General features: G+C 61.5%; 23 protein-coding genes and 1 tRNA gene. 13 read left to right on the top strand and 11 right to left on the bottom strand.

Features of this window, described 5'->3' with window-relative positions; all coding sequences use genetic code 11:
- Positions 1–214 precede the first annotated feature (214 nt).
- The 5 genes from BCA01S_RS38090 to acs form a co-directional block, all read right to left on the bottom strand.
- Positions 215–550 (bottom strand): hypothetical protein, encoded by a 336-nt coding sequence (locus BCA01S_RS38090; protein WP_156955084.1) that lies wholly within the window; start codon positions 548–550, stop codon positions 215–217.
- 407 nt (positions 551–957) lie between these two features.
- A tRNA-Ser gene (locus BCA01S_RS24980) sits at positions 958–1048 on the bottom strand.
- Between the two features lie 60 nt (positions 1049–1108).
- Positions 1109–3127: a sodium:solute symporter family protein gene (locus tag BCA01S_RS24975; RefSeq protein ID WP_027779259.1), complete on the bottom strand. Its 2019-nt coding sequence runs from the start codon at positions 3125–3127 to the stop codon at positions 1109–1111.
- Positions 3124–3549 carry a DUF4212 domain-containing protein gene (locus BCA01S_RS24970; RefSeq protein WP_027779258.1) on the bottom strand — a complete coding sequence of 142 codons (426 nt, stop codon included), beginning with the start codon at positions 3547–3549 and terminating at the stop codon, positions 3124–3126. The genes BCA01S_RS24975 and BCA01S_RS24970 overlap by 4 nt, the downstream gene beginning before the upstream one ends.
- Before the next feature lie 138 nt (positions 3550–3687).
- Positions 3688–5670, bottom strand: a complete 1983-nt coding sequence (acs, locus tag BCA01S_RS24965; RefSeq protein WP_027779257.1) for an acetate--CoA ligase — start codon at positions 5668–5670, stop codon at positions 3688–3690.
- 432 nt (positions 5671–6102) lie between these two features.
- On the opposite strand from acs, the gene BCA01S_RS24960 reads away from it, so the two are divergent.
- From BCA01S_RS24960 to BCA01S_RS24920, 9 genes are all read left to right on the top strand, one after another.
- Positions 6103–6996, top strand: a complete 894-nt coding sequence (locus BCA01S_RS24960; RefSeq protein WP_027779256.1) for a DMT family transporter — start codon at positions 6103–6105, stop codon at positions 6994–6996.
- 286 nt (positions 6997–7282) lie between these two features.
- Positions 7283–7849, top strand: a complete 567-nt coding sequence (locus tag BCA01S_RS24955) for a TIGR00645 family protein (protein WP_020069967.1) — start codon at positions 7283–7285, stop codon at positions 7847–7849.
- Between the two features lie 52 nt (positions 7850–7901).
- A complete protein-coding gene (locus BCA01S_RS24950; protein WP_027779255.1) occupies positions 7902–9425 on the top strand; it encodes a fumarate hydratase in 1524 nt (507 codons plus the stop codon).
- A gap of 183 nt (positions 9426–9608) precedes the next feature.
- Positions 9609–10088, top strand: coding sequence for a bacterioferritin (gene bfr / locus BCA01S_RS24945; RefSeq protein WP_027779254.1), 480 nt, complete (start codon positions 9609–9611; stop codon positions 10086–10088).
- Positions 10089–10238: 150 nt separating this feature from the next.
- On the top strand, positions 10239–11123 hold the full coding sequence (gene murI, locus BCA01S_RS24940; RefSeq protein WP_027779253.1) for a glutamate racemase: 885 nt from the start codon (positions 10239–10241) through the stop codon (positions 11121–11123).
- A gap of 218 nt (positions 11124–11341) precedes the next feature.
- Complete coding sequence (locus BCA01S_RS24935) at positions 11342–11578, top strand: (2Fe-2S)-binding protein (protein WP_020069971.1); 237 nt, start codon at positions 11342–11344, stop codon at positions 11576–11578.
- A 289-nt stretch (positions 11579–11867) separates the two neighbouring features.
- The gene (locus BCA01S_RS24930) at positions 11868–12605 is read left to right on the top strand and encodes an energy transducer TonB (RefSeq protein WP_027779252.1); all 738 of its coding nucleotides are present in this window, start codon (positions 11868–11870) and stop codon (positions 12603–12605) included.
- A gap of 26 nt (positions 12606–12631) precedes the next feature.
- Positions 12632–13363 (top strand): MotA/TolQ/ExbB proton channel family protein, encoded by a 732-nt coding sequence (locus BCA01S_RS24925; RefSeq protein ID WP_027779251.1) that lies wholly within the window; start codon positions 12632–12634, stop codon positions 13361–13363.
- A gap of 28 nt (positions 13364–13391) precedes the next feature.
- Positions 13392–13811 (top strand): ExbD/TolR family protein, encoded by a 420-nt coding sequence (locus tag BCA01S_RS24920; RefSeq protein WP_020069974.1) that lies wholly within the window; start codon positions 13392–13394, stop codon positions 13809–13811.
- A gap of 384 nt (positions 13812–14195) precedes the next feature.
- On the opposite strand, the gene BCA01S_RS24910 is transcribed toward BCA01S_RS24920, so the two are convergent.
- A complete protein-coding gene (locus BCA01S_RS24910) occupies positions 14196–15191 on the bottom strand; it encodes a LysR family transcriptional regulator (protein WP_027779250.1) in 996 nt (331 codons plus the stop codon).
- A 122-nt stretch (positions 15192–15313) separates the two neighbouring features.
- Between BCA01S_RS24910 and BCA01S_RS24905 the strand changes: the two genes are divergently transcribed.
- The 4 genes from BCA01S_RS24905 (at position 15314) to hemP (ending at position 17864) form a co-directional block, all read left to right on the top strand.
- Entirely contained in the window at positions 15314–16192 is an 879-nt protein-coding gene (locus tag BCA01S_RS24905; protein WP_027779249.1) for a pirin family protein, read from the top strand.
- A 201-nt stretch (positions 16193–16393) separates the two neighbouring features.
- The gene (locus tag BCA01S_RS24895) at positions 16394–16792 is read left to right on the top strand and encodes an OsmC family protein (protein ID WP_027779248.1); all 399 of its coding nucleotides are present in this window, start codon (positions 16394–16396) and stop codon (positions 16790–16792) included.
- Between the two features lie 85 nt (positions 16793–16877).
- Positions 16878–17360, top strand: coding sequence for an SRPBCC family protein (locus BCA01S_RS24890; RefSeq protein WP_020069979.1), 483 nt, complete (start codon positions 16878–16880; stop codon positions 17358–17360).
- Positions 17361–17594: 234 nt separating this feature from the next.
- On the top strand, positions 17595–17864 hold the full coding sequence (hemP, locus tag BCA01S_RS24885) for a hemin uptake protein HemP (protein ID WP_027779247.1): 270 nt from the start codon (positions 17595–17597) through the stop codon (positions 17862–17864).
- A gap of 296 nt (positions 17865–18160) precedes the next feature.
- On the opposite strand, the gene BCA01S_RS24880 is transcribed toward hemP, so the two are convergent.
- The 5 genes from BCA01S_RS24880 to uvrB all read right to left on the bottom strand — a co-directional run bounded on the left by BCA01S_RS24880 (position 18161) and on the right by uvrB (position 23926).
- Positions 18161–19567: a 4Fe-4S binding protein gene (locus tag BCA01S_RS24880; RefSeq protein WP_027779246.1), complete on the bottom strand. Its 1407-nt coding sequence runs from the start codon at positions 19565–19567 to the stop codon at positions 18161–18163.
- Positions 19564–20409, bottom strand: coding sequence for an FTR1 family iron permease (locus BCA01S_RS24875; RefSeq protein WP_027779245.1), 846 nt, complete (start codon positions 20407–20409; stop codon positions 19564–19566). The genes BCA01S_RS24880 and BCA01S_RS24875 overlap by 4 nt, the downstream gene beginning before the upstream one ends.
- An 80-nt stretch (positions 20410–20489) precedes the next feature.
- A complete protein-coding gene (locus BCA01S_RS24870) occupies positions 20490–20822 on the bottom strand; it encodes a cupredoxin domain-containing protein (RefSeq protein ID WP_027779244.1) in 333 nt (110 codons plus the stop codon).
- A 118-nt stretch (positions 20823–20940) separates the two neighbouring features.
- Positions 20941–21489 (bottom strand): iron transporter, encoded by a 549-nt coding sequence (locus BCA01S_RS24865; protein ID WP_027779243.1) that lies wholly within the window; start codon positions 21487–21489, stop codon positions 20941–20943.
- Between the two features lie 343 nt (positions 21490–21832).
- A complete protein-coding gene (uvrB, locus tag BCA01S_RS24860) occupies positions 21833–23926 on the bottom strand; it encodes an excinuclease ABC subunit UvrB (RefSeq protein ID WP_020069985.1) in 2094 nt (697 codons plus the stop codon).
- Positions 23927–24155: the final 229 nt, after the last annotated feature.

The following is a 24155-nucleotide window of genomic DNA, read 5'->3' as shown; positions in this document are numbered from 1 at the left end:
TATGTTAATTCGAGGCGCATAACCTTACCGTTAGATTCACGAGGCCACCATTTAGTACGGCGCTGACCACTCGGGCAATGGGGCAATGGGCTGTATTGCTCGATTACTGGATACCCCGAAGGAGGCGCAACCTTGCTCGAGGGCGTTGGCAGTCCCTTGGTTCCTCCTTTCTCAGGCTGCGGCATTTATTCAGTGCTTCAATCCGGCATTGCTTCTACTTTCGTAATCCGACCGCGTGGGTCAGCTTTTGCTTATTTAGAAGTGTTCTAGGGATATTTGGGACGACATCCTTTTGCGGGCGAAGTTCGGCTCGACGGAGCCGGCGCGAACGCGCCTCGTCCAGGATTGGGAGTTCGCCGAATGCCTGGCCATCGACTCCGGGTGCAAGGTTGGCCGCGTGCGCGCCATGCCGGCGTACATGCGCATCTAGTTTTTGATAGGCATGCGCCGCGACGACCTTCTTCGCCTGAACATGTCGAACCTGCAAGAGGACGGCTTCCAAATCACGCCGGGCAAGACTGAAGACACGACCGGGAAGATGCTGATTCATTTAGGGAACGACAAACTGCGCGGATACGTCGCTATGGCAGAGGCGGTTCGACCAGTGTCTATTTCGCCTTGGCTTTTTTGCAACCGCCGCGGCGAATGCTATTTCCGCGAGTAGACCGGCCGCGCCGGCGGTGGGACACGATGTGGCGCAATTTCATGACCTGTGTGCTGAAGGAAACCAAGGTGAAAGAGCCCTTCACCGAGCACGACATGTGAGCCAAATGTGTAAGCGATGCGGAGACACTCGAGCACGCGCTATTCGCGCATGCGGACAACAAGATCACGGAACAAGTTTATCGACGCAAACCGGGGCGTGTCATGCCGCTTCGATAGGTCCGCCAAGGGTACAAGTGGCTTTTAAGGGTACAGCGGCAGTTTCTGACCGGCCGCAAAGCCGTACTGAAATTCTGGCGGAGAGACGGGGATTCGAACCCCGGATAGGCTATTAACCTATACACGCTTTCCAGGCGTGCGACTTAAACCGCTCATCCATCTCTCCGGCGGGGAGCCGAATTATAGCAAACTTCGAGCCGTCCGCTACACCCTCGCGCAAACCGCTCTACGGATGACGGATATAGTCCACCAGCGCCGTCGTATACGCATCCGGTTTGCGGTCGAAAAGGCTCACGCCGATCGCCACCAGAAAGCCCGCCGGCACGCCGAACACGCCCGAGCTGATCGGTTCGATGCCGAACCACCGCGGCCCCGCAAAGCCCGTCATCTGCGCGAAGAAGGGATAGGTCGAAACAATGTAGTAGATGCACACGAGGAGTCCCGCCAGCATGCCGGCCACTGCGCCGAGGCGCGTCGTGCGCTTCCAGAACACACCCAGCACCAGCACCGGAAACAGGCTCGACGCCGCCAGTGAAAATGCCGCGCCGACCAGAAAGAGAATGTTGCCCGTGTTGAGCGAGGCCACATACGACGCAAACAGCGCCACTCCGAGCAGCAGAATCTTCGAAATCGTCACGCGACGCTGACTCGACGCGCCCGGGTCGACCATGTGGTAGTACACGTCGTGCGATAAAGCGTTCGCAATCGTGAGCAGCAAACCGTCGGCCGTCGAAAGCGCCGCGGCCAATGCGCCCGCCGCGATCAGGCCAGACATCACATACGGCAATCCCGCGATCTCCGGAGCGGCAAGCACCACCATGTCGGGCTGCATCTGAATCTCGCTCCATCGCACGATGCCGTCGCCATTGGTGTCCGCGAGAGTGATCAGGCTCGGCTCCACCTTGCGCCATTGCGTGAGCCATTGCGGCAGATCGGAAAAGTGATGACCGACGAGGTTCGTCAACATCTCGTACTTGATCAGTACCGCAAGCACCGGCACGGTCACATAAAACAGCGCGACGAAAAAGAGCGTCCAGCCAACCGAGCGTCGCGCGGACGCTACCGACGTCGTCGTGTTATAGCGCGTCAGAATATGCGGCAAACTCGCCGTGCCGAGCGACAGGCACAGCAGAAGCGAAAGAAAGTTGCGCTCGTGCATGCGCCGGTCGTCGTCGCTCGCCGCGGGGAACGGCTCGTGCATCGGCAGTGGCGCGGCGGCACGCATCAGCATCTCGTCTCGCTGCTGGCTCCAAACGATCTGCGCGGCGGCGGCATCGCGCGGAAACTGCTCGAGCGCCTTCTCGCGCTCCTTGATCTCGCGCAGCGGACCATTGCGGCGGCGCAGATCCGCCACCTCCTGTGTGAGTTTCAGCTTCTGCGCGACGAATGAATGCGGCAGCATGTCGAGCCGCTGCTGCATCAGCGCGGCCCGGCGGCGATAATCGTCGCGCACGGTCTGCTCGAGCGGCTCGTCGCGCACCTGCTTCTCGAGGCTCTCCATACGCTCCATCAAACGGCCGTAACTCAATTGCGGCACCCAGCCGAGCCCGTCCTTATGCGCGATCATCGACACAGGAATCAGGATCGCCGAAATCAGGATGATGTATTGCGCAACCTGTGTCCACGTCACCGCGCGCATGCCGCCGAGAAACGAACACACGAGAATCCCCGCGAGTCCGCAGAAAATGCCCACGGCAAAGTCGACACCAATGAAGCGTGTCGCAATCAGGCCGACGCCCTGAATCTGCGCGACCAGATAAACGAACGAACAAAGAATCGCCGACAACGCCGCGAGGCTGCGCACGGCGTTGCTCGAAAAACGCGTGCCGAGGAAATCGGGAATCGTGTAGCGGGCGAGCTTGCGCACGTACGGCGCGAGCAAAAACGCGACGAGACAATAGCCGCCGGTCCAGCCCATCAGATAGGCCAGGCCGTCATAGCCGGTCGCGTAGATCGAACCGGCGAGGCCGATGAACGAAGCCGCCGAAAGCCAGTCCGCCGCCGTCGCCATGCCGTTGAACGCGGACGGCACGCGCCGTCCCGCTACGTAGTATTCGACGAGATCCGACGTGCGCGACAGCAAGCCGATCACCGCGTACACGGCAATCGGCACGAACAGGAACACATAGCCGATCCACATGCCCGGCCCGGTCGTGCGCTCGATGCGCCACATCACATAGATGAACAGCAGGAAGCCAAGCGTGTAAAACGCATATGAGCGAACCAGCCTGTTCGTCAGCTTCATCGGATCAGGTTCCCGCGCATGCCGGCATCGGCGGCGGTCGGGCCTGAAGGCACACCTGCGCCTGAAGCGGCACCGGTGTCGGCAGCTGTATGAGCGTCGGCCTCGAACGCGCGCTGCAAGTGGCGGTCGGCGCGCTGCATGGACACGATGTACACCACGATCAGCGCGAGATACATCAGGATCGCGCCTTGTGCGCCGAAGTAAAACGGCAATCTGAAGCCGGCAAAACGCAGATGCGCGAGAGCGGGTGCCGCGAGCGGTAACAGGAACGATACGGCGAAGCCCACCGACATCAACGCCGCGATGAGCGCGAGATTGAAGCGCCAGTACTTCTGATGTGCGCGAGCAAGCGCCGCCGACACCGCCGGCGGTTCGGGCGCGGGGTTCTGCGTAGCGTGAGAGGAGTGGTGAGGCGCGGCCATGCGCCTATGTATCAAAAAGGCACCGCTCAGGCAATCGGGATTGTCCGCCCGAGGGCTGAATCTGGCGTTCGGCGAGGAGCGCATCGTCCGATACGCTCCTGCCTTTTCACCCGCAACGTGCAGGCAGACGCATGCTTTTTAAAGCGACTCGCCAAGTTGATCCAGGATCGCCGGGTTCTCCAGCGTCGATACGTCTTGCGTGATCTCCTCGCCCTTTGCAAGCGAACGCAACAGACGGCGCATGATCTTGCCTGAACGCGTCTTCGGCAAATTCTCGCCGAAGCGGATGTCCTTCGGCTTCGCGATCGGACCGATTTCCTTGCCGACCCAGTTGCGCAATTCGTTGGCGAGCTTGACCGCCTCCTCGCCTTCCGGACGCGCGCGCTTCAACACGACGAACGCGCATACCGCCTCGCCGGTCGTTGCGTCTGGCCGACCGACCACGGCGGCCTCCGCGACGATCGGATTCGACACCAGCGCCGATTCGATCTCCATCGTGCCGAGACGGTGACCCGACACATTGAGCACATCGTCGATACGGCCCATGATCGTGAAGTAGCCGGTGTCCTTGTCGCGCACCGCGCCGTCGCCGGCGAGATACAGTTTGCCGCCGAGTTCCTCGGGGAAATAGCTCTTCTTGTAACGGTCGGGATCGCCCCACACGTTACGCAACATGGAAGGCCAAGGCCGCTTCACCACCAGAATGCCGCCCTGCCCGTTCGGCACGTCCTGGCCGGTTTCGTCGACGACCGCCGCCATGATGCCCGGCAAAGGCAGCGTGCAGGAGCCCGGCACGAGCGGCGTTGCGCCCGGTAGCGGCGTGATCATGTGGCCACCGGTTTCCGTTTGCCACCACGTATCGACAATCGGGCAGCGTCCGCCGCCGACGTTCTCGTAATACCACACCCACGCTTCCGGATTGATCGGCTCGCCGACCGTACCGATGATGCGCAGCGTCGACAGGTCGTAGCTCTTGGGATGCACTTTCGCATCGGCTTCCGCGGCCTTGATCAGCGAGCGGATCGCGGTCGGCGCGGTATAGAACAGCGTGACCTTGTGCTTCGCGATCATGTCCCAGAAGCGGCCGGCGTTCGGATAGGTCGGCACACCTTCGAACACGACCTGGGTGCCGCCGAGCGTGAGCGGACCATAGGTGATGTAGCTGTGACCCGTGATCCAGCCGATGTCGGCGGTACACCAGAACACGTCGCTGGACTTCCAGTCGAAGGTCCACTTCATGGTCTGCGCGGCCCACAACAGATAGCCGCCCGTGCTGTGCTGAACGCCCTTCGGCTTGCCCGTCGAACCCGATGTATAGAGAATGAAAAGCGGATGCTCGGCACCGACCCACTCGGGCGCGCATTGATCCGACTCGGCTTGTGAGATTTCATGCATCCACAGATCGCGGCTTTCGTTCCACGCAATCTTGCCGCCGGTGCGCTGGTAGACGATCACGCTCTTGACGGCGTCGCAGCCGCCCATTGCAAGCGCTTCGTCGGCGATGTTCTTCAACGGCAGCGCCTTGCCGCCGCGCATCTGTTCGTCCGACGTGACGAGGGCGACCGCGCCCACGTCGACGAGCCGCTCATTCAGCGACTTCGACGAGAAGCCGCCGAACACCACCGAGTGCGTCGCACCGATCCGCGCGCATGCCTGCATCGCGACAATGCCTTCAATCGACATCGGCATATAGATCACCACGCGGTCGCCCTTCTTCACGCCGCGCGTTTTCAGCGCGTTCGCAAAGCGCGACACACGTTGCAGCAGATCCTGATACGTAACGTTGGCGACGGTGCCGTCGTCGGCTTCGAAAACGATCGCGACGCGCTCGCCGTTGCCCGCTTCCACGTGACGGTCGATGCTGTTGTACGACGCATTCAGCTGGCCGTCCTCGAACCACGTGTAGAACGGCGCTGTCGATTCGTCGAGCACCTTCGTGAAGGGCTTGTTCCAGCTTAGCGTCTCGCGAGCGAGGCGCCCCCAGAAGCCTTCGTAGTCTCGTTCCGCCTCGGCGGTCAGCGCATGGTAAGCGTCCATGCCGGAGATCGTGGCACCGGCCGCTGCTTCGGCGGAGGGCGGGAAAACACGGCGTTCCTGAAGAACCGATTCAATCGCAGACATCGACAACCCCTTGGTGAAGATGAAACGTAAAACCTGTGCCGGCGCACCGCTCGCGCGCCGTGTCATGTAGACGCCGCAATCAGACGCGATTGCTGGCGCGTGTCTCCCGCCTCACGCACCGACCGTGTGAGGTCGCTGCGCCGCGGACCGTTTCCGTCAGCCTGCGTCATGCCGCAACGCAACATAAACGCAGGCGGGACAACGTCCGCTCTCATGTTCAACCATAAGCGGTGCAACTTACCGGCCACTTACGCGAGCGGCATCGGCTTGCCCGCACAAACCCTAACGCGATTCGTACGACGCTTTCAACGAGCCTCGCATGCTGCGCCATTCGCGCACGCCATGCAGGTTACCTTCGTTAAGCCTGCTTCCCTTACGCTGCGTTGCGGGCCCTAATACAATGCTAACTGAACTAGCTGCCCGGATTCCAGTTTGAATCGCTACGCCCTGCTCCTTATCAGTTCGATGCTGCTCGTCGGCAGCAATGTCGGCATCGGTAAATCGATTGTCGAATTCGTCCCCGTTCCGCTGTTCGCGCTGCTGCGCTTCGTGATTGCTATGGCCGTGCTGTGGCCGCTTCTGCGCATCGCGAAACTGCGTCACGTGAAGCGCGACGAATGGCTCAATCTGTTCCTGCAGGCGCTCTTCGGCACCTTCGGGTTTACTCTACTCATGCTCAACGGCGTGCAGCGCACGAGTGCGGTGGCCGCGGGCGTCATCACGAGCACCATTCCGGCCGTCGTCGCGCTGCTGTCGTGGCTCATTCTCAAGGAGCGTCCCAATGGACGTGCGCTTGCGTCGATTGCATTGGCCATTGCGGGCGTGGTGGTCATCAATATCGCGCATGTCGATACGGGCGCGCACGGCGAGACTTCGTTCACGGGCAACCTGATGGTGCTCAGCGCAGTGTGTTGCGAGTCGCTCTACATCATCCTGTCGCGGCGCCTCACGCAAACGCTCGCACCTATCGACATCTGTGCATACACGCATCTGTTTGGCCTGCTGTTGATGCTGCCGCTGGGCGCGACAGCGCTCGTCGATTTCGACTATCGCGCGGTGCCGCCGGGCGTGTGGACGTTGGTGCTGTGGTACGGACTGTCCGCAAGCATCTTTTCCTTCTGGCTCTGGATGAAAGGCATCCGGCATGTGCCCGGCAGTCTTGCGGGTGTATTCAGCGCCGTTCTGCCGGTTGCCGCGGCCATCTACGGCATTGCGTTTCTCGGCGAGCGCCCGACGCTTGCGCACGGCGTCGCGCTTGCGTGCGTGATTGCGGGCATTGGACTCGCGAGTCTGAAAGTGAAGCGCGTACCGCCGGTTGCATCGTAAGCGTTGGGCCTCGACCATGCCCGCCGCGCCGCAGCAAATCCGCCCAACGCTGTACAATAGCGCGCGCTGATGCCAGCGTTGCCGGGCCGTTGCCGGGCCGTTGCCGGCCCAGAACGGGGTCGCCTCGCGCCTGTGCCGCGCCTTGCGCACTTCGCTTCGCGTGCCGATCCGCGCGCGTGATTCGCACGCTGTCCGGCGCATTTGCTCCACGTTCCGTCACCTGCGTTCGATCCGATTTCTGTCTATGTCCGCTTCGCGAATCAATTCCCCGCGCCAACGTCGTCCCATGCGCCCGCTGCCCGTCGTCATCTTCATGAGCCGCTGGCTGCAGGTGCCGCTGTATCTCGGGTTGATCGTCGCGCAGGCCGTATACGTCGTGCTGTTCCTGAAGGAAGTCTGGCATCTCGTCACAGCGTCGATGACGCTCGACGAAACCAACATCATGCTGGTCGTGCTCGGTCTGATCGACGTGGTCATGATCTCGAACCTGCTGATCATGGTGATCATCGGCGGATACGAAACGTTCGTGTCGCGCCTCGGGGTGGAAGGCCATCCCGACGAGCCGGAATGGCTCGACCACGTGAACGCCGGCGTGCTGAAAGTGAAGCTCGCCATGGCGCTCATCAGCATCTCGTCGATCCATCTGCTGAAAACGTTTATCAGCCCGGACCAGAACTCGACGCACACCATCATGTGGCAGGTCATCATCCACGTCGCGTTCCTCGTCTCGGCACTGATCATGGCCTTGGTCGACCGGCTGACCACGCACACGCATCCAACTCATTTTCAGGAACCCGCGGATCTGCAGCCGCTGGGTTCCAGCGGTTCCACTCCCCTGAAAGCGCACGACTGACCGCACAGCCTGCGAACAGAAAAAAGCGCAACCGTCCCCACCGAGCTTAGCCATGACCGTCATCAAACAGGAAGATCTGATTCAGAGCATTGCTGATTCGTTGCAATACATCAGCTATTACCATCCGCTCGACTACATCCAGGCCCTGGGCCGCGCGTACGAACTCGAACAGAGCCCGGCCGCGAAAGATGCGATTGCGCAGATTCTCACCAACAGCCGCATGTGCGCCGAAGGCAAGCGTCCGATCTGTCAGGACACGGGCATCGTTACAGTGTTCGTGAAGGTCGGCATGGACGTGCGTTGGGACGGTGCGACGATGGGCGTCACCGACATGATCAACGAAGGCGTGCGCCGCGGTTACCTGAACCCGGACAATGTGCTGCGCGCGTCGATCGTGAGCCCGCCCGAAGGTGCGCGCAAGAACACGAAAGACAACACGCCGGCCGTGATTCACTACGAGATCGTGCCGGGCGATAAGGTCGACGTGCAAGTTGCGGCCAAGGGCGGCGGCTCGGAAAACAAGTCGAAGTTCGCGATGCTGAATCCGTCGGACTCCATCGTCGACTGGATTCTGAAGACGGTGCCGACCATGGGCGCGGGTTGGTGCCCGCCGGGCATGCTCGGCATCGGCATCGGCGGCACGGCTGAGAAAGCGATGGTGATGGCGAAAGAATCGCTGATGGACCCGATCGACATTCAGGACGTGATCGCACGCGGCCCGAAAGACTGGATCGAGGAACTGCGCGTCGAACTGCACGAGAAGGTCAATGCGCTCGGCATCGGCGCCCAAGGCCTGGGCGGCCTTGCCACGGTGCTCGACGTGAAGATCATGGCCGCCCCGACGCACGCCGCGTCCAAGCCGGTTGCGATCATCCCGAACTGCGCGGCCACGCGTCACGCGCACTTCACGCTCGACGGCTCGGGCGTCGCCAAGCTCGAAGCGCCGTCGCTCGACGCATGGCCGAAGGTGCAATGGGAAGCGAACACGGAGACCAGCAAGCGTGTCGATCTGAACACCCTGACGCCGGAAGAAGTCGCTTCGTGGAAGCCGGGCCAGACGCTGCTGCTGTCGGGCAAGATGTTGACGGGCCGCGACGCCGCGCACAAGCGCATCGCGGACATGCTGGCCAAGGGGGAGAAGCTGCCGGTGGACTTCACGAACCGCGTGATCTACTACGTCGGCCCGGTCGATCCAGTGCGCGACGAAGCTGTCGGCCCCGCAGGCCCGACCACGGCAACCCGCATGGACAAGTTCACCGAGACCATGCTGTCACAAACGGGTCTCATCTCGATGATCGGCAAGGCCGAACGCGGACCGGTCGCGATCGAGGCAATCAGGAAGCACAAGGCCGCGTATCTGATGGCCGTGGGCGGCGCAGCTTACCTCGTGTCGAAGGCGATTCGCAGCGCAAAGGTGCTGGCATTCGAAGACCTCGGCATGGAAGCGATCTACGAGTTCGACGTGCAGGACATGCCGGTAACAGTGGCAGTCGATTCGAGCGGCACCTCGGTGCACCAGACCGGCCCGAAGGAATGGCAGGCAAAGATCGGCAAGATTCCGGTCGCGACCGTCTGATTCGCCGCCGACGCGCATAGCGTGTCTTGAGAAGCCGGGGCCACGGTCCCGGCTTTTTTCATGGATGGCACGCATTACGCGCATGCCGGAACCGACGTCGAAAGATGTTCTGTTCTCTTGGCTTTTTAAGGCATGGCGTTTATTGTTGTTGGAAAATTGAAGTTCCCCGAAAAAGGAAAGATCATGCAAGGCGACAAGAAAGTTATCGAGTATCTCAACGCGCAGTTGAAAAACGAGCTGACCGCGATCAACCAGTATTTCCTGCACGCGCGGATGTATAAGCATTGGGGCCTCGAGAAACTCGGCAAGCATGAATACGATGAATCGATCGGCGAAATGAAGCATGCCGACTGGCTGATCGAACGCGTTTTCATGCTCGACGGTCTGCCGAACTTGCAAGATCTGCACAAACTGCTGATCGGCGAGGAAACGAAAGAAATTCTCAAATGCGATTTGAAGCTCGAGCAGATCTCGCAGAGCACCTGCAAGGAAGCCATTGCCTATTGCGAATCGGTTCGCGATTTCATCTCGCGTGAAATCTTCGTGAAGATTCTCGACGACACAGAAGAGCACATCGACTGGCTCGAAACGCAACTCGACCTGATCGACAAGGTCGGCATTCAGAACTACCAGCAAACCGCCATGGGCTCGGTGGAGTCCTGAGCGGATCGCGCGGTTCCGCTGGGTACTACGCTCAAGCGCTGGCGCAGGTGCCGGCTCATTCGGGATAGCATGCGCCGCGTTGGCGATATACTTGCTCGCTTCGCTGTCCCCTGCTTTTCCTGAACGCCGCGCCGCCCGCCCCGATCGCTTATGCCCGAACAATCGTCGTCTCCGAACGCATCAATTGGCTCCCTGAGCGCGGATTCGCGGGCGCCCGTCGGCATTTTCGACTCGGGCCTCGGCGGGCTGTCGGTATTGCGAGCGGTTCGGACGCAGTTGCCTGACGAAACGTTGCTCTACGTTGCCGATTCGCTTTATGCGCCGTATGGCGAGCGCGACGACGACTTCATCGCCGACCGCACGCTCGCTATCGGCGAGTGGCTCGTCAAACGGGGCGCGAAAGCGCTTGTCGTGGCCTGCAATACGGCGACCGCGCAGTCCATCGCGTTGGTTCGCGAGAAACTGTCCATTCCGCTCGTCGGCGTCGAGCCGGGCATCAAGCCCGCCGCGCTGCAATCGAAAACGCGAGTCGCCGGCGTGCTCGCCACGCAAGTTACGCTACGCAGCGCGCGCTTTCAGGCGCTGCTGGAACGCTACGCCGCGGATTGCCGCTTTCTATGCCAGCCCGGCCACGGGCTCGTGCAGGCCGTCGAGCGCTGCGACGTCGGTTCAGCGGAGTTGCGCGCGCTGTTGCGCGACTATCTTCAGCCGATGCTGGACGCGGGCGCCGACACGCTGGTGCTTGGCTGCACGCACTATCCATTCTTCGACGCCGCCATTCGCGACATCGTCGGCGACCGGCTCGCCCTTATCGACACCAGCGTGGCTATTGCACGCCAGTTGGAGCGCGTGCTCGAACAACACGGCGTGCGCGCAGCGCCGCAAACGGCGGACGCCGTGCCGCCCCGCTTCTATTCCACCGGCGACGGCACCCATCTGCGGCAACTTGTCGCAACCCTGCTGCAAATCGACGCGCAGGTCGAGCGCGTGCTCATTCCTTCGCGCCGCACTGCGCCGTCCTCGCAGCCTGCCTGACAGTCTCCTCGGGCGCCCGTTCCAGGGACTTTCTGGCGCTTGTATGCGCAGCTTCGATGCGCGCTGGCGCGGCCGGACGCGCCTCAGCAGCAGCCGCTCGCATGGCCGAAACCCTTCTAAGAGTCTGGTTTTGTTACAAAAAACCGCGGAGGACGCTTGCCAAACGGCTCAAACATAATGATAATAATTCGCATTAACGTTAGCTATGACGCCCTGCCATGATTGTCTGTGTCTGCAAGTCTGTTTCTGACCGAAAGATCCGTGCCTCGATCGCGGAAGGCGTCGATTCGTTCGACGAGCTGCAATTCGAGCTTGGCGTTGCGTCCTGCTGCGGCAAGTGCGCGGATTCGGTGCGCGACGTGATGATGCAAAGCGGCGTGTGCGCAAGCCGCTGCGGCTTCGAGCATCAACCGCAAGCTGTGCCCATGATGTTTTACGAGCGCAAGGCGGCGTAACGTACCGTTCGAAACCTGGCACGAGGACGTGAGGCACGTATGAGTGCCTGCTCCGTATCGTTAGCCGATGCTCCCTGTTTCCTGGTGCCGATTCAGCGCTTTCAGCTAATCGCACTGCCGTCAGCAAGCCAGTATCCCTGCCAGCCAGCGACCCGCTCACCCATTAATGGAGTTCGAGATGGAATTGCTGATCGGTTTCGTGACCACAATGTGTATTTCGCTGGTGATCTTCCGAACATGACGATGTTTTGTCAGCCGCGCTCCCTCGACAGCGCGCCGCCACGCTAACATGCAGGCTTCGCATACCGCTTCAGCCGGTGCCGCGCCGGCTTCGTCCCCCCGAATGAATTCCCGTGTCCTGACGGCGACCGCCATGGTTGCGGCGGTTCACGTCGCGCTGCTGGCCGTCGTCCTGACGCTGCGTCACGAGCCGGTCGAGGCAACCATCGAGTCGCGCGTAATGACCGCGCAGTTGCTGCCGCCGGCGCCGGTTGCCGCGCCGGTCGCCATGCAATCCGTCGCGCCGCCCCCGCCCACGCCAGCGCCGTCGCTTCGCACCAGGCCGAAGGTGCAGCCCAAGCCGACGCCCGCCCCGAAGCCCACGCCAACGCCGCTGCACGAGTCGCCCGCGCCGTCGCCAACGCCCGTGGCGGCCGCCGAACCGACGCCGGCCGCGCCGCCCGCTCCGGTGGCGCCGCCGACACCGGCCGCGCCAGCAATCGGCCGTCAGACCATGGAAATCACCGCGCCGAAAAATGTCTCGCACCTCGACTGCAACATTGCCAAGCCGGACTACCCGGCCCTCTCGCGCCGTCGCGGCGAAAGCGGCACCGCGTATGTCAAGTTCGTGGTGGGCCTGACCGGCAAGCTCGAGAACATCGAGTTGAAGAAAAGCAGCGGCTTCAGCCGGCTCGACGACGCCGCTCTAGCGGCCGCGCATTCGAGCGCGTGCAAACCCTATCTCGAGGACGGCCAACCCGTTCGAGCCGCGTACACCCAGCCATACAACTTCAATCTCGAAGATTGAAGCGGATTTCAAAAAAAGGAATTGCAATGCAAAACTACGGATTGGCGCACGTGTGGGCGCAAGGGGATTTCGTCACGCGCGGCATCGCGCTCGCGCTGCTGGTGATGTCGGTGATGTCGTGGAGCGTGATCGTCATCAAAGGCTGGAACGTGATGCGGTTGAACCGCCTCACGAAGAACGCCGAGCAGGCGTTCTGGCATTCCGACGATCTCGCTGACGGCGTGAAAAAGCTCGGCGCCGGATCGTCGACGCCGCATGACAATCCGTTCCTCGCGCTCGCGCTGTCGGGCCAGGAAGCGGCCGATCATCATCACCAGACGCAGCCCCATCTGCACGACCGCATGGACGTGTCTGATTGGGTCACGCGCTGTTTGAAGGACACGATGGACGAAAGCGTTGCGCGCATGCAGAGCGGACTCGCAATTCTGGCGTCGATCGGCAGCACGGCGCCGTTCGTGGGTCTCTTCGGCACGGTGTGGGGCATTTATCATGCGCTGCTGGCCATCGGCGCAAGCGGCCAGTCGTCGATCGACCAGGTGGCGGGCCCGGTCGGCGAAGCGCTGATCATGACCGCATTCGGTCTCTTCGTTGCAATTCCGGCCGTGCTGGGCTACAACGCACTGACGCGTGCCAACAAGGCGATCGTCGCCAAGCTGAGCCGTTTCGCGCATGGCTTGCACGCATTCTTCGTGACGGGCGCACGCCTGTCGTCGTCCAAGCGCGGCGACGGCCTGCGTCTCGCGACTCGCGCCAACTGAAGCGCCAACTGAACGACGAGGCATACAGATGGCAATGAGCCCCTTCGCCGGCGACGATGACGACGGCCTGATGAACGAAATCAACATGACGCCGCTCGTCGACGTGATGTTGGTTCTCCTGATCGTTTTCATGGTCACGATTCCGGTGATCCGTCATGCGGTGAAAATCGATCTGCCGCATGCAAGCAGTCAGAAGGAAGACACCAAGCCTGCGCAGGTCACGGTCGCAGTCGACGCTGACGGTAACGTGTTGTGGAACGACAAGAAAGTGGACGAGGCCGAACTGAGCGCGAAAATTGCAGAGGCCGCGCAGGCGAATCCGCAACCCGAATTGCATCTCGATGCAGATCGTAAAGTGCCTTACGAAAAGGTCGCGCAGGTGATGTCCGCAGCGCAGGCCGGTGGCCTGACGAAAATCGGTTTTGTCACGCAGCCTAAAGGCAAGTGACCTTGCCGGGCCCGGTTGTGGGCAATACCCGGAAGCGAAGAAAAGCCCATGAAACAAGGGCTGAAAAGTAAAAGGCCTTCATCGTTTGATGAAGGCCTTTTTTTGTGCGCGCTCGGCGCCTTCGGGCGGCGGGATCATTTGCCATCAGTCGAAGACTGTTGACTCGAATCACCGCATGCGACAGCCGTGCTCGACACGGACAGCGCGGTCAGCCCTATCAGGCCGGCTATGATAGCGGCCATGAGTTTTCGCATAAGAGACTCCTTAGCGAAGGGATTTCAATATAGCCCCATGAGCTTGCGCACACAAGCAAACGGCCATTGAAAGTACTCATGACAGCCCGCGCTTCAATGCTAAAAGCGATGCCGCGAAGCTTGCGATCTGCTAGGACGCTACAGCGGCCGTCGCGCGCACGGGTACAGGCTGCTGGCGCGTTTCGGACGCCGGACATTCGCCCATGATGTGCCTGCCTTCATCGGGATCGAGCATCTCGACCAGATAGTCGACGAAAGCGCGTACGGCCGGCACCATTCCCTGGCGCGACAGGAAGACGGCGTACAACTGCGGCATCGGAAAAGTCCAGCCAGGCATCACCGGCGACAACTGGCCCGCGCGCAACGCGGCGCCGTACATCATCTCGGGCAACGCGGCGATACCCACACCGCGGAGCACGGCTTCGCGAATCGTCAACAGATCGGCGGTCACGAGACGCGGCTCGTGTTCATGTGCGTGACGCGTGCCGTCCGGCGCGATCAGGTTATAGACGTGTCGCCCGTCGCCCGTCGGTACGTCGAGCGTTTCGAAGCGCGACAGATCTCCCGGTTGCAGCGGCGGCGCGTTCTGCTGCAACAGACTCGGCGCGCCGACCAGCATCTGCTGCGTGCGCCACAGAGGACGCACGACGATATTGGCGTTTTCCGGAGGATCGGAACGCACGCGCAATGCGACGTCAATCGAATCTTCGAACAGATCGACCACGCGGTTGGTCACGCGCATGACCACGCGCACTTCCGGATAGCGATGCATGAATTCCGGCAGGATGGTCGACAGTATCGTCTGCGAAACGGTGACCGGCACGCTGACGCGCACCGTGCCGCGCGGCGACGAACGCAGTTGCTGCACGACGTTCACGGCCGCCTGCGCCTCGCTCAACATCGCCTGACAATGCTGGTAGAAAAGTTGGCCCGCCTCTGTGAGCGCGAGCTTGCGTGTCGAGCGCTGCAACAGCCTCACGCCGAGCGATGCTTCGAGTTCCGTCAAGCGGCGCGACAGCCGCGACTTGGAGATACCCAGCACGCGTTCGGCGGCGGAAAAACCGCCATGTTCGACGACCTGCGAGAAATACATCAGGTCATTCAGATTGTGTGAATCGATCTTCATCTCATCGTTCCAGTAATAGAACAATCCATTGCGTGACGGCGGCTGGCACCCGAAAAAACGGTCCCTATAATAGCTCCATGTTTCAAAAATCACGCTATTCCCCATTTTTCGAGGTGACATTGATGACCGCGACACGCACGATCGAACGCACGTATCCTGCCGTTCGCACGACCGAAGGTGGCGGTTTCGTCGTCCACCGCCCGTTTCCCACGCGCATGCTGATGGACTTCGATCCGTTCCTGCTGCTCGACGAAATGGGACCGGTCGATTACGCGCCCGGCGAGGCCAGGGGCGCGCCCGACCATCCACATCGCGGATTTGAAACGGTCACCTATGTGCTCGAAGGCCAGTTCGGCCACAAGGATTCGGCGGGCCACTCCGGCACCCTGCATGCCGGCGACGTGCAATGGATGACCGCGGGCGCGGGCGTCGTGCATAGCGAGATGCCCGACCCGTCGTTCGTGCGTACAGGCGGACGCGTGCATGGCTTGCAGCTGTGGGTGAATCTGCCGCGCCGCGACAAGATGATCGCGCCGCGCTATCAGGAGATGCCGTCGTCGGAAATTCCTGTGGCGACCTCGGCCGACGGCAAGGTCCGCGTGAAGGTGATCGCCGGCGAGGCGCTCGGCGTGAAAGCCGCAGTCGAAACACGCACGCCGATTCTGTACCAGCACTTTTCGTTGCAGCCAGGCGCGACGATCCGGCAGCCGGTGCCGGCTGACTATCGCGTATTTGCATACGGCCTGTCGGGCAAAGGCTTTTACGGCGAAGGCGACGCACGCCAGGAAGTCGATCCGCGCAAGATGGTCGTGTTCAAGAACGACGGCGACTCGGTGACGCTCACGGCCGGCGCCGAGCCGCTCGAGGTACTGCTGCTCGGCGGCGTGCCGTTGAAGGAACCCGTCGTGCGCTACGGTCCGTTCGTCATGAATACAGAAGACGAAATCCGCCAGGCGGTCGTCGATTATCAGGCCGGCCGCATGGGTTCGATCACCCACTGAGCAACTTGCCGAGCGCGCGGGCGTGGTGCCAGACAGCTGCTAACCCGCGCGCGATCCCAGCTTGCCGCCTCCCGCGAACCCGCGCGCACTCGCGGCGCAAATGCCGCCGACTTCGTTCACAATAGCAATTCCTGCCGCGCCCTCGTCTTGACGCCGTCGAGCCGCCGCGCGCGGCGATTTCCGTCCTGCTCAGGAGCCCGCATGGCAGAAGCCACCGTCACCGCGCATATCGGTTCGACAAATTACCAGGTCCGTCTCGACGACGGCAAGCACACGTGGCTCGCCGACGAACCCGAATCGCTCGGCGGCGGCGATCGCGGCCCCACTCCAGTTTCGCTGCTGCTGTCCAGCCTCGGCGCATGCACGTCGGTCACGCTCAAGATGTACGCGCAGCGCAAGGACTGGCCGCTCGAAGAGGTGCATGTGACCTTGGGTATCGAACAGGGCGACGAGGCCTCGACCATCGACCGCAAAATCACGCTGCTCGGCGAGTTGTCCGATGAACAGCGGGAACGGCTCTTGCAAATTGCTAATGCATGCCCAGTTCACAAGATCCTCACGCGCTCCATCACGATCCGCTCGGGTCTGACCGTCGCGTGACGCGGGGAACGGCCCGGCACGCGCGCGAAGCTGTCCGGGCCGCGTTACTGCAACGCTTGCAACGCTTTCATAGGATGCCGTCGTCTTGAATTTCGAACACCTTATCCAGATCAACGACCCGTTGAATCCGTTTGTCGACTCCATGACCCGCGAGCAGTTATGGGAAGGTCTCGTGCTGCGCGCCGAACAGCCGCAACTGTTCGTGATTGGACTGGACAGCTGCACGATCCTCTCGCGCGAAGGCAATACGATCGAGCGGGAATTGCACTATGGCCAAGCCACCGTGCGCGATCGCGTGACGCTTCACGAGAGCCAGGCCGTGCGCTACGACATCCTGCCGACAGCGGATTATGTCGGCGGCTCGCTGACGATGACCATCGAACAGCCGGATGAATTGCAACTGTTCCTGCGCTTCGAATACGCGACCACGCTGCCCGTTTCCGACGACCAGGACGCCGTGCAGACGCAGGAGATCGTCAAGTCGGCTTACCGCGAGAACGACATCGATACGGTGCGGCTGATTCGTCAATATGTGCAGGCTAAACAGGAGCCGGGCTCGTTGCATTGAGGAACCTGCCTCGGGTCTATCATTCCACCGCCCCGCCGCCGGGGTAATTCATTACCGGACGGCGCCGGAGGGCGCTGCGCAACACGCAGCGCCCTCCGCCACCCCTCGCTACGCGTGCCGCCTCGATTCCGCCTGCGCCTATCGAAAGTATCAATCGATGAATTTCTACCTCTTGTAAATAGGAATAGTTATCATTTAGAATTCATCCATCGAATCGAACAACAGCAAAGACGAATGACCGATACCACTCGCACCTCCACGCTCAGCCTGCGCCGCCCGGCCGCCGCGTTGACCAGCCGCCCGAAGCCTTCGGCAGCGACGGCATCGGCAACGGCCGCCGCCAAGCCTGCTGCCGAGCGTGCGAACGGCGCCGGCGAAACGGCCGAACGGGTGGTGCGCAGCGACGCTTTGCTACAAGGACATAGTCACATCAGCATTTTGCATAACGGGGAAACGTATCAACTGCGCGCCACCCGTTTGGGCAAGCTGATCCTGACCAAGTAACGACGAACGAGATTTCAGTACCGGGTATTGTGGGGACCACCTCCCAGAGAGGTGTTGGGCATTAGCCAGCCACGACGGCTTGCACGTGAGAACTAGACCCCTTCGTGCAGACACCAAGCCAGCCGTCGCAGCCAGCCAGGCCGCTTTTTTGGTTCCCGCCCATGCAGACACGAAATACTGTGTACCGTCATGCCAATGAAAAAGCCGTGTAGACGACGTCGTCTACACGGCTTCTGTTTTTGTGTCGGGCGGTTCGGGCACGCGAGTGCCCAGCAGAGTAGTCGCCCAATTCCAGCCTACTTCGAGGCCCAGCCCCAGAACATCAGCCACCAGGCGCTGTCGACGACGGCGAGCGCAGCGGCAAACCACAGCATGGCGAGGCCGCGTTGAACGAAGCGCTCGCTGTAGCGCCGCGTGACGAGCCACGCGAGCCATGCGCTCCAGAGATTGGCAATCGCCAGAATCGCGATGCGCAGGTCCGAAGCCCACCACAGCGGCACATGCTCGGCACGCAACAGCGACAGCGTGGTGGCCGACAAACCAAGGAACACGCCCGCGCCTGCAATCGGAATCAGCCCTTGCGTCAGGTGATGCAGACGCACGGCGCTAAAGCGCCCGAGCATGCGCGTCGCGCCCGTCATCAGAACGAGCAGCGCAGTGCCGTAGACGAGCGCCGTCGCGAGGATATAGCCGATCACCATCGTGCCGTCGAGCCACGAGAACACGTCGTTCTGTTCCGGGTAATGCGTGAACAGGAACCACGGCGCGTTCGTATCGAGCGGCCAGGTAATGTCGTGATCGACGAGCCACGTGGCGAAGAACATCTTCAGGTCGATGAACCAGCGCGAAGCCGTCCAGTGGAATGCGCCAATTGCGATACCGAGCAGGCCGTACAGGATCAGCGCGGTGTCCCACACATTCGCCTGCTTGTCGCCGAGCTGCACGACTTCGGACGACGGCACGCGCCACGTGAGCGCAATGGCGTCGCGGTGGCCGCTGCAACGGCCGCACATATGGCAGTCGGACGCGCCCTTCATATTGCGCAACGGCACGAGCGGTGCGCAATTGATCGGAATTACCCGATGCCCGTGTTCGCCGTTCTTGTACGAGCGGCGCCATGCGTCTTCATCGACCTTGTAGTGGAACGGCGCGAGGCGCGCCAGAAGCGAAAAGACCCCGTTGACCGGGCACAGGTATTTGCACCAGACGCGCTTCTCTCGCCCGTACAGCAGGCCGATGACAATAGCCGCCAACGTCGAGCCGCCGAGCACCAGCAGCACCGCTTTCGGGTACTGGTAGACGCTCACCATCTGACCGTAGATGGTCGTGATGCCGAACGCGACGAAAGGCCAGCCGCCCCAGCGCATCCAGTGCGGAATCGCTTTGCCGCGACCATGCTTGCTGGCGAATTCCGCGAGCGCGCCTTCGGGACACAGCACGCCGCACCAGACGCGGCCGAGCATGACCATCGACAGCAGAACGAACGGCCACCAGATACCCCAGAACACGAATTGGGCCGCAAGCGTCAGGTTGTTCCACAAATGCGCGCTGTCGTCCGGCAATGGCATCACAGCCGGAACGAGGATCAGCAACGCGTACACCGTCACCACGACCCACTGGATGCCGCGAATTGCGGAACCGTGACGCTGCATCCACTGCCCGGCCGCGGCGAGACGCCCCGGGCGGGTCATGACCGTACTCATGCTGCACGCCCTGCCGTTTGTTGCGCCGGCTTGCGGTTGGCACGGCGCAGCAGCAGATAGACGACCGCCCAGTACACCGCGTACGCAATCAGATTCATCAGCGCGGGATGCGCGCGATAACCGGTGAGCGTCGCGACGAGCGAGCCGAAGGTGCTCGAATCATCGAGCACAGCCGACGTGTTCCACATCTGGTCGACGATGGTCGGCAGGAATTCCTTGTCGATCAGCTTATCGACGCCCGTTTGAAAGAGCCCCGCGCCGAGGAACAGCAGCATGATTTCCGTCACGCGGAAAAAGAGCCGCCACGAGAAGAACTTGCCGCCCAGTTGCAAAACGTAGAACGTGAGCAATGCGAGAGCGAGGCCGATCACGACCGCGAGCATCTGGTTGGTATCCACGTGACCGGACTGACCGAAGCCGAGGCCGTACAGGAAAATCACGGTCTCGCTGCCTTCGCGGGCGATCGCGAGCGCCACGAGCACCGCCACGCCCCACCAGTTGGAGTCGCGCTGGCTCTGTTGCAGCGAGCGTTCCATGTCGCGTTTCAGCGAGCGGCCATGCTGCTTCATCCACAGAACCATTTGCACGATCAGCACGCAGGCAACCAGCACCATCGCGGTCTGGAAATAGTCCTGCGCGTCGCCGGAGAGCACCTCGGTGAAGCCGACGAGCGCCGCGCCGAGCGCCACCGCTGCAATCAGGCCCGCCACGACGCCGCCCCACAGGTACGGCAGACCGCGGCGCGCATCGTCGTCGCCATTTTTCAGCCACGCGTACAGGATGCCGACGACCAGCAATGCCTCGACACTTTCCCGCCACACGATGAATAGAATCTGACCCATCAAGGACTCCCTTCTGCTCTGCAACTGCTCTTGCGAGCGCGAGCGGCCCGAGGCCTTCGCGCCCGCCTCAAAAACCACTGCTACTTCGCGACGATCACGCCCTGCGCCTGCTGGTGGAAATCGTCGAAAAACTTGTACTCGCCGGGTTCCAGCGGAGCGATCACGACGAAAGAGTCCGCGCCCGGCGCGAGGACTTTTTCCTTGCGCAACTGGACGCTTTCGAACTCAGCGGCGCCCTTGCCGGTATTGCGCACCTCGATCTTGATACGCTGCCCCGCCGGCACTTCGATGCGGGCCGGATTCAGCTTGCCGTCGTTCATTTCGAGCTTGAACGTGAGCAGATCGGCTGCATGGGCCGCGCCCGCCAGCAAAATCGACGAGGCAAGCACAGCGATCTTTCGGTTGATTCTCATTGGCGTTTCCAGAAAACGCGGCGCGAGGCGTGGAGTCCGCGCGCCGCCTGCTGCATTCATTCACCTGTCACAGCTTGCTCGCATACTGCCAGGTGACGAGTTGCGACGATCGTGGAGATCAGTACCCGCCCTTCTTGCCGATGCCGGCGAACGTAAAGTCGTATTCAAGCGTGATCGGCTTGAACCACGGACCCACGCCGGTTTCCTTGTCGACGTGGCGACCAAACGCCATGTGGCCGGTTTGCATCGGCGCTTCGACGATCATCTTCAGGTGATACTTGCCAGGGCCTTGCAGCTTCACATTGTCGCCGTAGTGCGGGCCGTCGTTGGCGACCATCGCCATCATGTCGCCCTTCTGCGTCTCTTTTGAACCGGCTTTCGTCAGTTCGTAGCGCACCTGCAGATACGGCATCCAGTCGCCTTCCGCGAAGCCTGTCGGATTGTTCTTGACTGCGTGGATGTCCGCTTCGAGGTGGATGTCCGAGTCCGACGCCTTGCGCATCATGCCTTCCGGCTCCATCGTGATCGGCTGCAGATACACTGCGCCAATTTCCATGCCGCCCTGAATCTGCTGCTTGCCGATCGGATATTCGGCGGCCGTTGCCGAAAGAGCCGCCACCGCTGCGGCCGTGGCAACGCCGCCACGCACAAATGAAGAAATCCGCATTGAAACTCCTTGTTTTTATCAGACTCGATTTGATCTCATTGGAACAGTGCGTCGGGCGAAGAACCGAAGCAGATCGCATAGATGAACGTTAATGCGAACCATTCTCACTATTGGTCGAGTTTATCATCTCTCGCTTGCTGGAACAAATACGGACGCACGCCGAGCCTTGTGACAGCAGGGGCTTAAGGATGTCTTAAGAAAGAGGGTGTGGGCTTGAAGCGGCGGGCGCCTGCGGGCAATTCCCTTTATGGTCTTGTGCGCGCATCGGCAAAAAGAAGCGCGGCACATTGCCGCGCCCTTTGCGCTGGAACCTCACTGCTTCTTCGCTGCATGGTCCTGCCGATTAATCGACGCCTGATACGTGGTCGCCGACATTCGCCCCGAACACGCGCTGACGCAGCAACGCGAGCTGATCGCGCGTTTGCGCGGCCTTCTCGAACTCGAGGTTTTTCGCGTGCTCCATCATCTGTTTTTCGAGGCGCTTGAGTTCCTTGGCCAGCTGCTTCTCGGACATGTCCTCGAATTTGGCGCGCGTCTGCTGTTCCTTCAGCTCGGCGCGGGCGTCGTCGACGTTGTACACGCCGTCGATAATGTCGCGGATACGCTTCACCACGCCGCGCGGCGTAATACCGCGTTCGAGGTTGAACGCAATCTGCTTGGCGCGCCGCCGCTCGGTCTCGTCAATGGCGCGGCGCATTGAATCCGTCACCTTGTCCGCGTACAGAATGGCCTTGCCGTTCACGTTGCGCGCCGCCCGGCCGATGGTCTGAATCAGCGAGCGCTCGGCGCGCAGAAAGCCTTCCTTGTCCGCGTCGAGAATCGCGACGAGCGACACTTCGGGAATATCCAGACCTTCACGCAGCAGGTTGATACCGACTAGCACGTCGAAAGTGCCGAGCCGCAGGTCGCGGATGATCTCGACGCGCTCCACGGTGTCGATGTCGCTATGCAGATAGCGCACCTTGACGCCATGGTCGCTGAGAAACTCCGTCAATTGTTCGGCCATACGCTTGGTCAGTACGGTCACCAGCACGCGATCGCCCGCCTTGACGCGCTCGTTGATCTCGGCGAGCACGTCGTCGACCTGGCTGCGCGCGGGGCGCACCTCTATTTCCGGATCGACGAGTCCGGTTGGACGCACGAGCTGCTCCGCAACCTGGCCGGAGGTCTTTTTTTCGTAATCTGCCGGCGTGGCCGACACGAACACGACCTGGCGCATCTTGCGCTCGAACTCGTTGAATTTCAGCGGCCGGTTGTCGAGCGCGGAAGGCAGACGGAAACCGTAATCCACCAGGTTTTCCTTGCGCGCCCGGTCGCCGTTGTACATGCCGTTCAGCTGGCCGATCAGCACGTGCGATTCGTCGAGCAGCATGATTGCGTCCGACGGCAGGTAATCGACCAGAGTGGGCGGCGGCTCGCCGGGCGCCGCGCCCGAAAAGTGTCGCGAATAATTTTCGATGCCCTTGCAGAAACCGAGCTCCTGCAGCATCTCCAGGTCGAAGCGGGTGCGCTGTTCGAGCCGTTGTGCTTCGACCAGCTTGCCTTCGCTATAGAAGAATTCCAGCCGCTCGCGCAGCTCGGCCTTGATCGTTTCGACCGCGCGCACGACGGTGTCGCGCGGCGTCACGTAATGCGACGACGGATAGACGGTGAAACGCGGAATTTTCTGACGCACCCGTCCGGTGAGCGGGTCGAAGAGTTGTAGCGTTTCGACTTCGTCGTCGAACAATTCCACGCGCACCGCCATTTCCGCATGTTCGGCCGGGAAGATGTCGATGGTATCGCCTCGGACGCGGAACGAGCCGCGCTGGAAGTCCGCCTCGTTGCGGTTGTACTGCATCGCGATGAGCCGCGCGATGATGTCGCGCTGGCCGAGCTTGTCGCCCGTGCGCAGCGTAAGAATCATCTGGTGGTATTCGGACGGATTACCAATGCCGTAAATGGCCGACACGGTCGCGACAATCACCACATCGCGCCGCTCCATCAGGCTTTTCGTGGCCGACAGGCGCATCTGCTCGATGTGTTCGTTGATCGACGAGTCTTTCTCGATGAACAGGTCGCGCTGCGGCACGTAGGCTTCCGGCTGATAGTAGTCGTAGTACGAAACGAAGTACTCGACCGCATTGCGCGGAAAGAACTCGCGGAACTCCGAGTAAAGCTGCGCGGCGAGCGTCTTGTTCGGCGCGAACACGATGGCCGGACGGCCGAGCCGCGCGATCGTGTTGGCCATTGTGAAGGTCTTGCCCGACCCCGTCACGCCGAGCAGCGTCTGGAACGAGAGGCCGTCCTCGACGCCTTCGACGAGCGTCTCGATCGCCGTTGGCTGGTCGCCGGCGGGCGGATAGGGCTGATAAAGCTGGAACGGCGAGCCTTCGAAGCGGACGAATCGGGATTCGTCGAGCGCGTCGTCGACTTCGGTCAAATGTTGTTCGGACATGGGGGCGGCAGCGGCCTTGGGCAAAAAACTATTCTAACGGGTTGCATCGAGATGGACCGGCGACGGACCAAGCGGATCTGCGTAGGCTGGCAGCGCTGAGTGATGCGGTCGGTTTTAGACATTTAGCGACGGCCTGCCCGTTTTTCAAGCGAATAAGTCCGCCAAGGGGCGTTCTCGTCCGAAAAACGTTCGTAGATTCGTTACAATGCGAAGTTGCGCTCGCTTGCGG

Source organism: Paraburkholderia caledonica NBRC 102488 (genome assembly GCF_000685095.1).
Lineage (GTDB): Bacteria > Pseudomonadota > Gammaproteobacteria > Burkholderiales > Burkholderiaceae > Paraburkholderia > Paraburkholderia caledonica.
This window is presented reverse-complemented; position numbering and strand designations above follow the sequence as displayed.

Bases quoted from the DNA above. Each gene is read 5' to 3' on its own strand.
- BCA01S_RS24920 (WP_020069974.1), top strand. From the start codon at position 13,392: ATGGCAATGAGCCCCTTCGCCGGCGACGATGACGACGGCCTGATGAAC.
- BCA01S_RS24895 (WP_027779248.1), top strand. From the start codon at position 16,394: ATGGCAGAAGCCACCGTCACCGCGCATATCGGTTCGACAAATTACCAG.
- BCA01S_RS38090 (WP_156955084.1), bottom strand. From the start codon at position 550: ATGAATCAGCATCTTCCCGGTCGTGTCTTCAGTCTTGCCCGGCGTGAT.
- BCA01S_RS24955 (WP_020069967.1), top strand. From the start codon at position 7,283: ATGCGCCCGCTGCCCGTCGTCATCTTCATGAGCCGCTGGCTGCAGGTG.
- BCA01S_RS24875 (WP_027779245.1), bottom strand. From the start codon at position 20,409: ATGGGTCAGATTCTATTCATCGTGTGGCGGGAAAGTGTCGAGGCATTG.
- BCA01S_RS24970 (WP_027779258.1), bottom strand. From the start codon at position 3,549: ATGGCCGCGCCTCACCACTCCTCTCACGCTACGCAGAACCCCGCGCCC.
- BCA01S_RS24930 (WP_027779252.1), top strand. From the start codon at position 11,868: ATGCAGGCTTCGCATACCGCTTCAGCCGGTGCCGCGCCGGCTTCGTCC.
- BCA01S_RS24925 (WP_027779251.1), top strand. From the start codon at position 12,632: ATGCAAAACTACGGATTGGCGCACGTGTGGGCGCAAGGGGATTTCGTC.
- BCA01S_RS24870 (WP_027779244.1), bottom strand. From the start codon at position 20,822: ATGAGAATCAACCGAAAGATCGCTGTGCTTGCCTCGTCGATTTTGCTG.
- BCA01S_RS24905 (WP_027779249.1), top strand. From the start codon at position 15,314: ATGACCGCGACACGCACGATCGAACGCACGTATCCTGCCGTTCGCACG.
- BCA01S_RS24950 (WP_027779255.1), top strand. From the start codon at position 7,902: ATGACCGTCATCAAACAGGAAGATCTGATTCAGAGCATTGCTGATTCG.
- murI (WP_027779253.1), top strand. From the start codon at position 10,239: ATGCCCGAACAATCGTCGTCTCCGAACGCATCAATTGGCTCCCTGAGC.
- acs (WP_027779257.1), bottom strand. From the start codon at position 5,670: ATGTCTGCGATTGAATCGGTTCTTCAGGAACGCCGTGTTTTCCCGCCC.
- hemP (WP_027779247.1), top strand. From the start codon at position 17,595: ATGACCGATACCACTCGCACCTCCACGCTCAGCCTGCGCCGCCCGGCC.
- BCA01S_RS24880 (WP_027779246.1), bottom strand. From the start codon at position 19,567: ATGAGTACGGTCATGACCCGCCCGGGGCGTCTCGCCGCGGCCGGGCAG.
- BCA01S_RS24935 (WP_020069971.1), top strand. From the start codon at position 11,342: ATGATTGTCTGTGTCTGCAAGTCTGTTTCTGACCGAAAGATCCGTGCC.
- BCA01S_RS24865 (WP_027779243.1), bottom strand. From the start codon at position 21,489: ATGCGGATTTCTTCATTTGTGCGTGGCGGCGTTGCCACGGCCGCAGCG.
- uvrB (WP_020069985.1), bottom strand. From the start codon at position 23,926: ATGTCCGAACAACATTTGACCGAAGTCGACGACGCGCTCGACGAATCC.
- BCA01S_RS24910 (WP_027779250.1), bottom strand. From the start codon at position 15,191: ATGAAGATCGATTCACACAATCTGAATGACCTGATGTATTTCTCGCAG.
- bfr (WP_027779254.1), top strand. From the start codon at position 9,609: ATGCAAGGCGACAAGAAAGTTATCGAGTATCTCAACGCGCAGTTGAAA.
- BCA01S_RS24975 (WP_027779259.1), bottom strand. From the start codon at position 3,127: ATGAAGCTGACGAACAGGCTGGTTCGCTCATATGCGTTTTACACGCTT.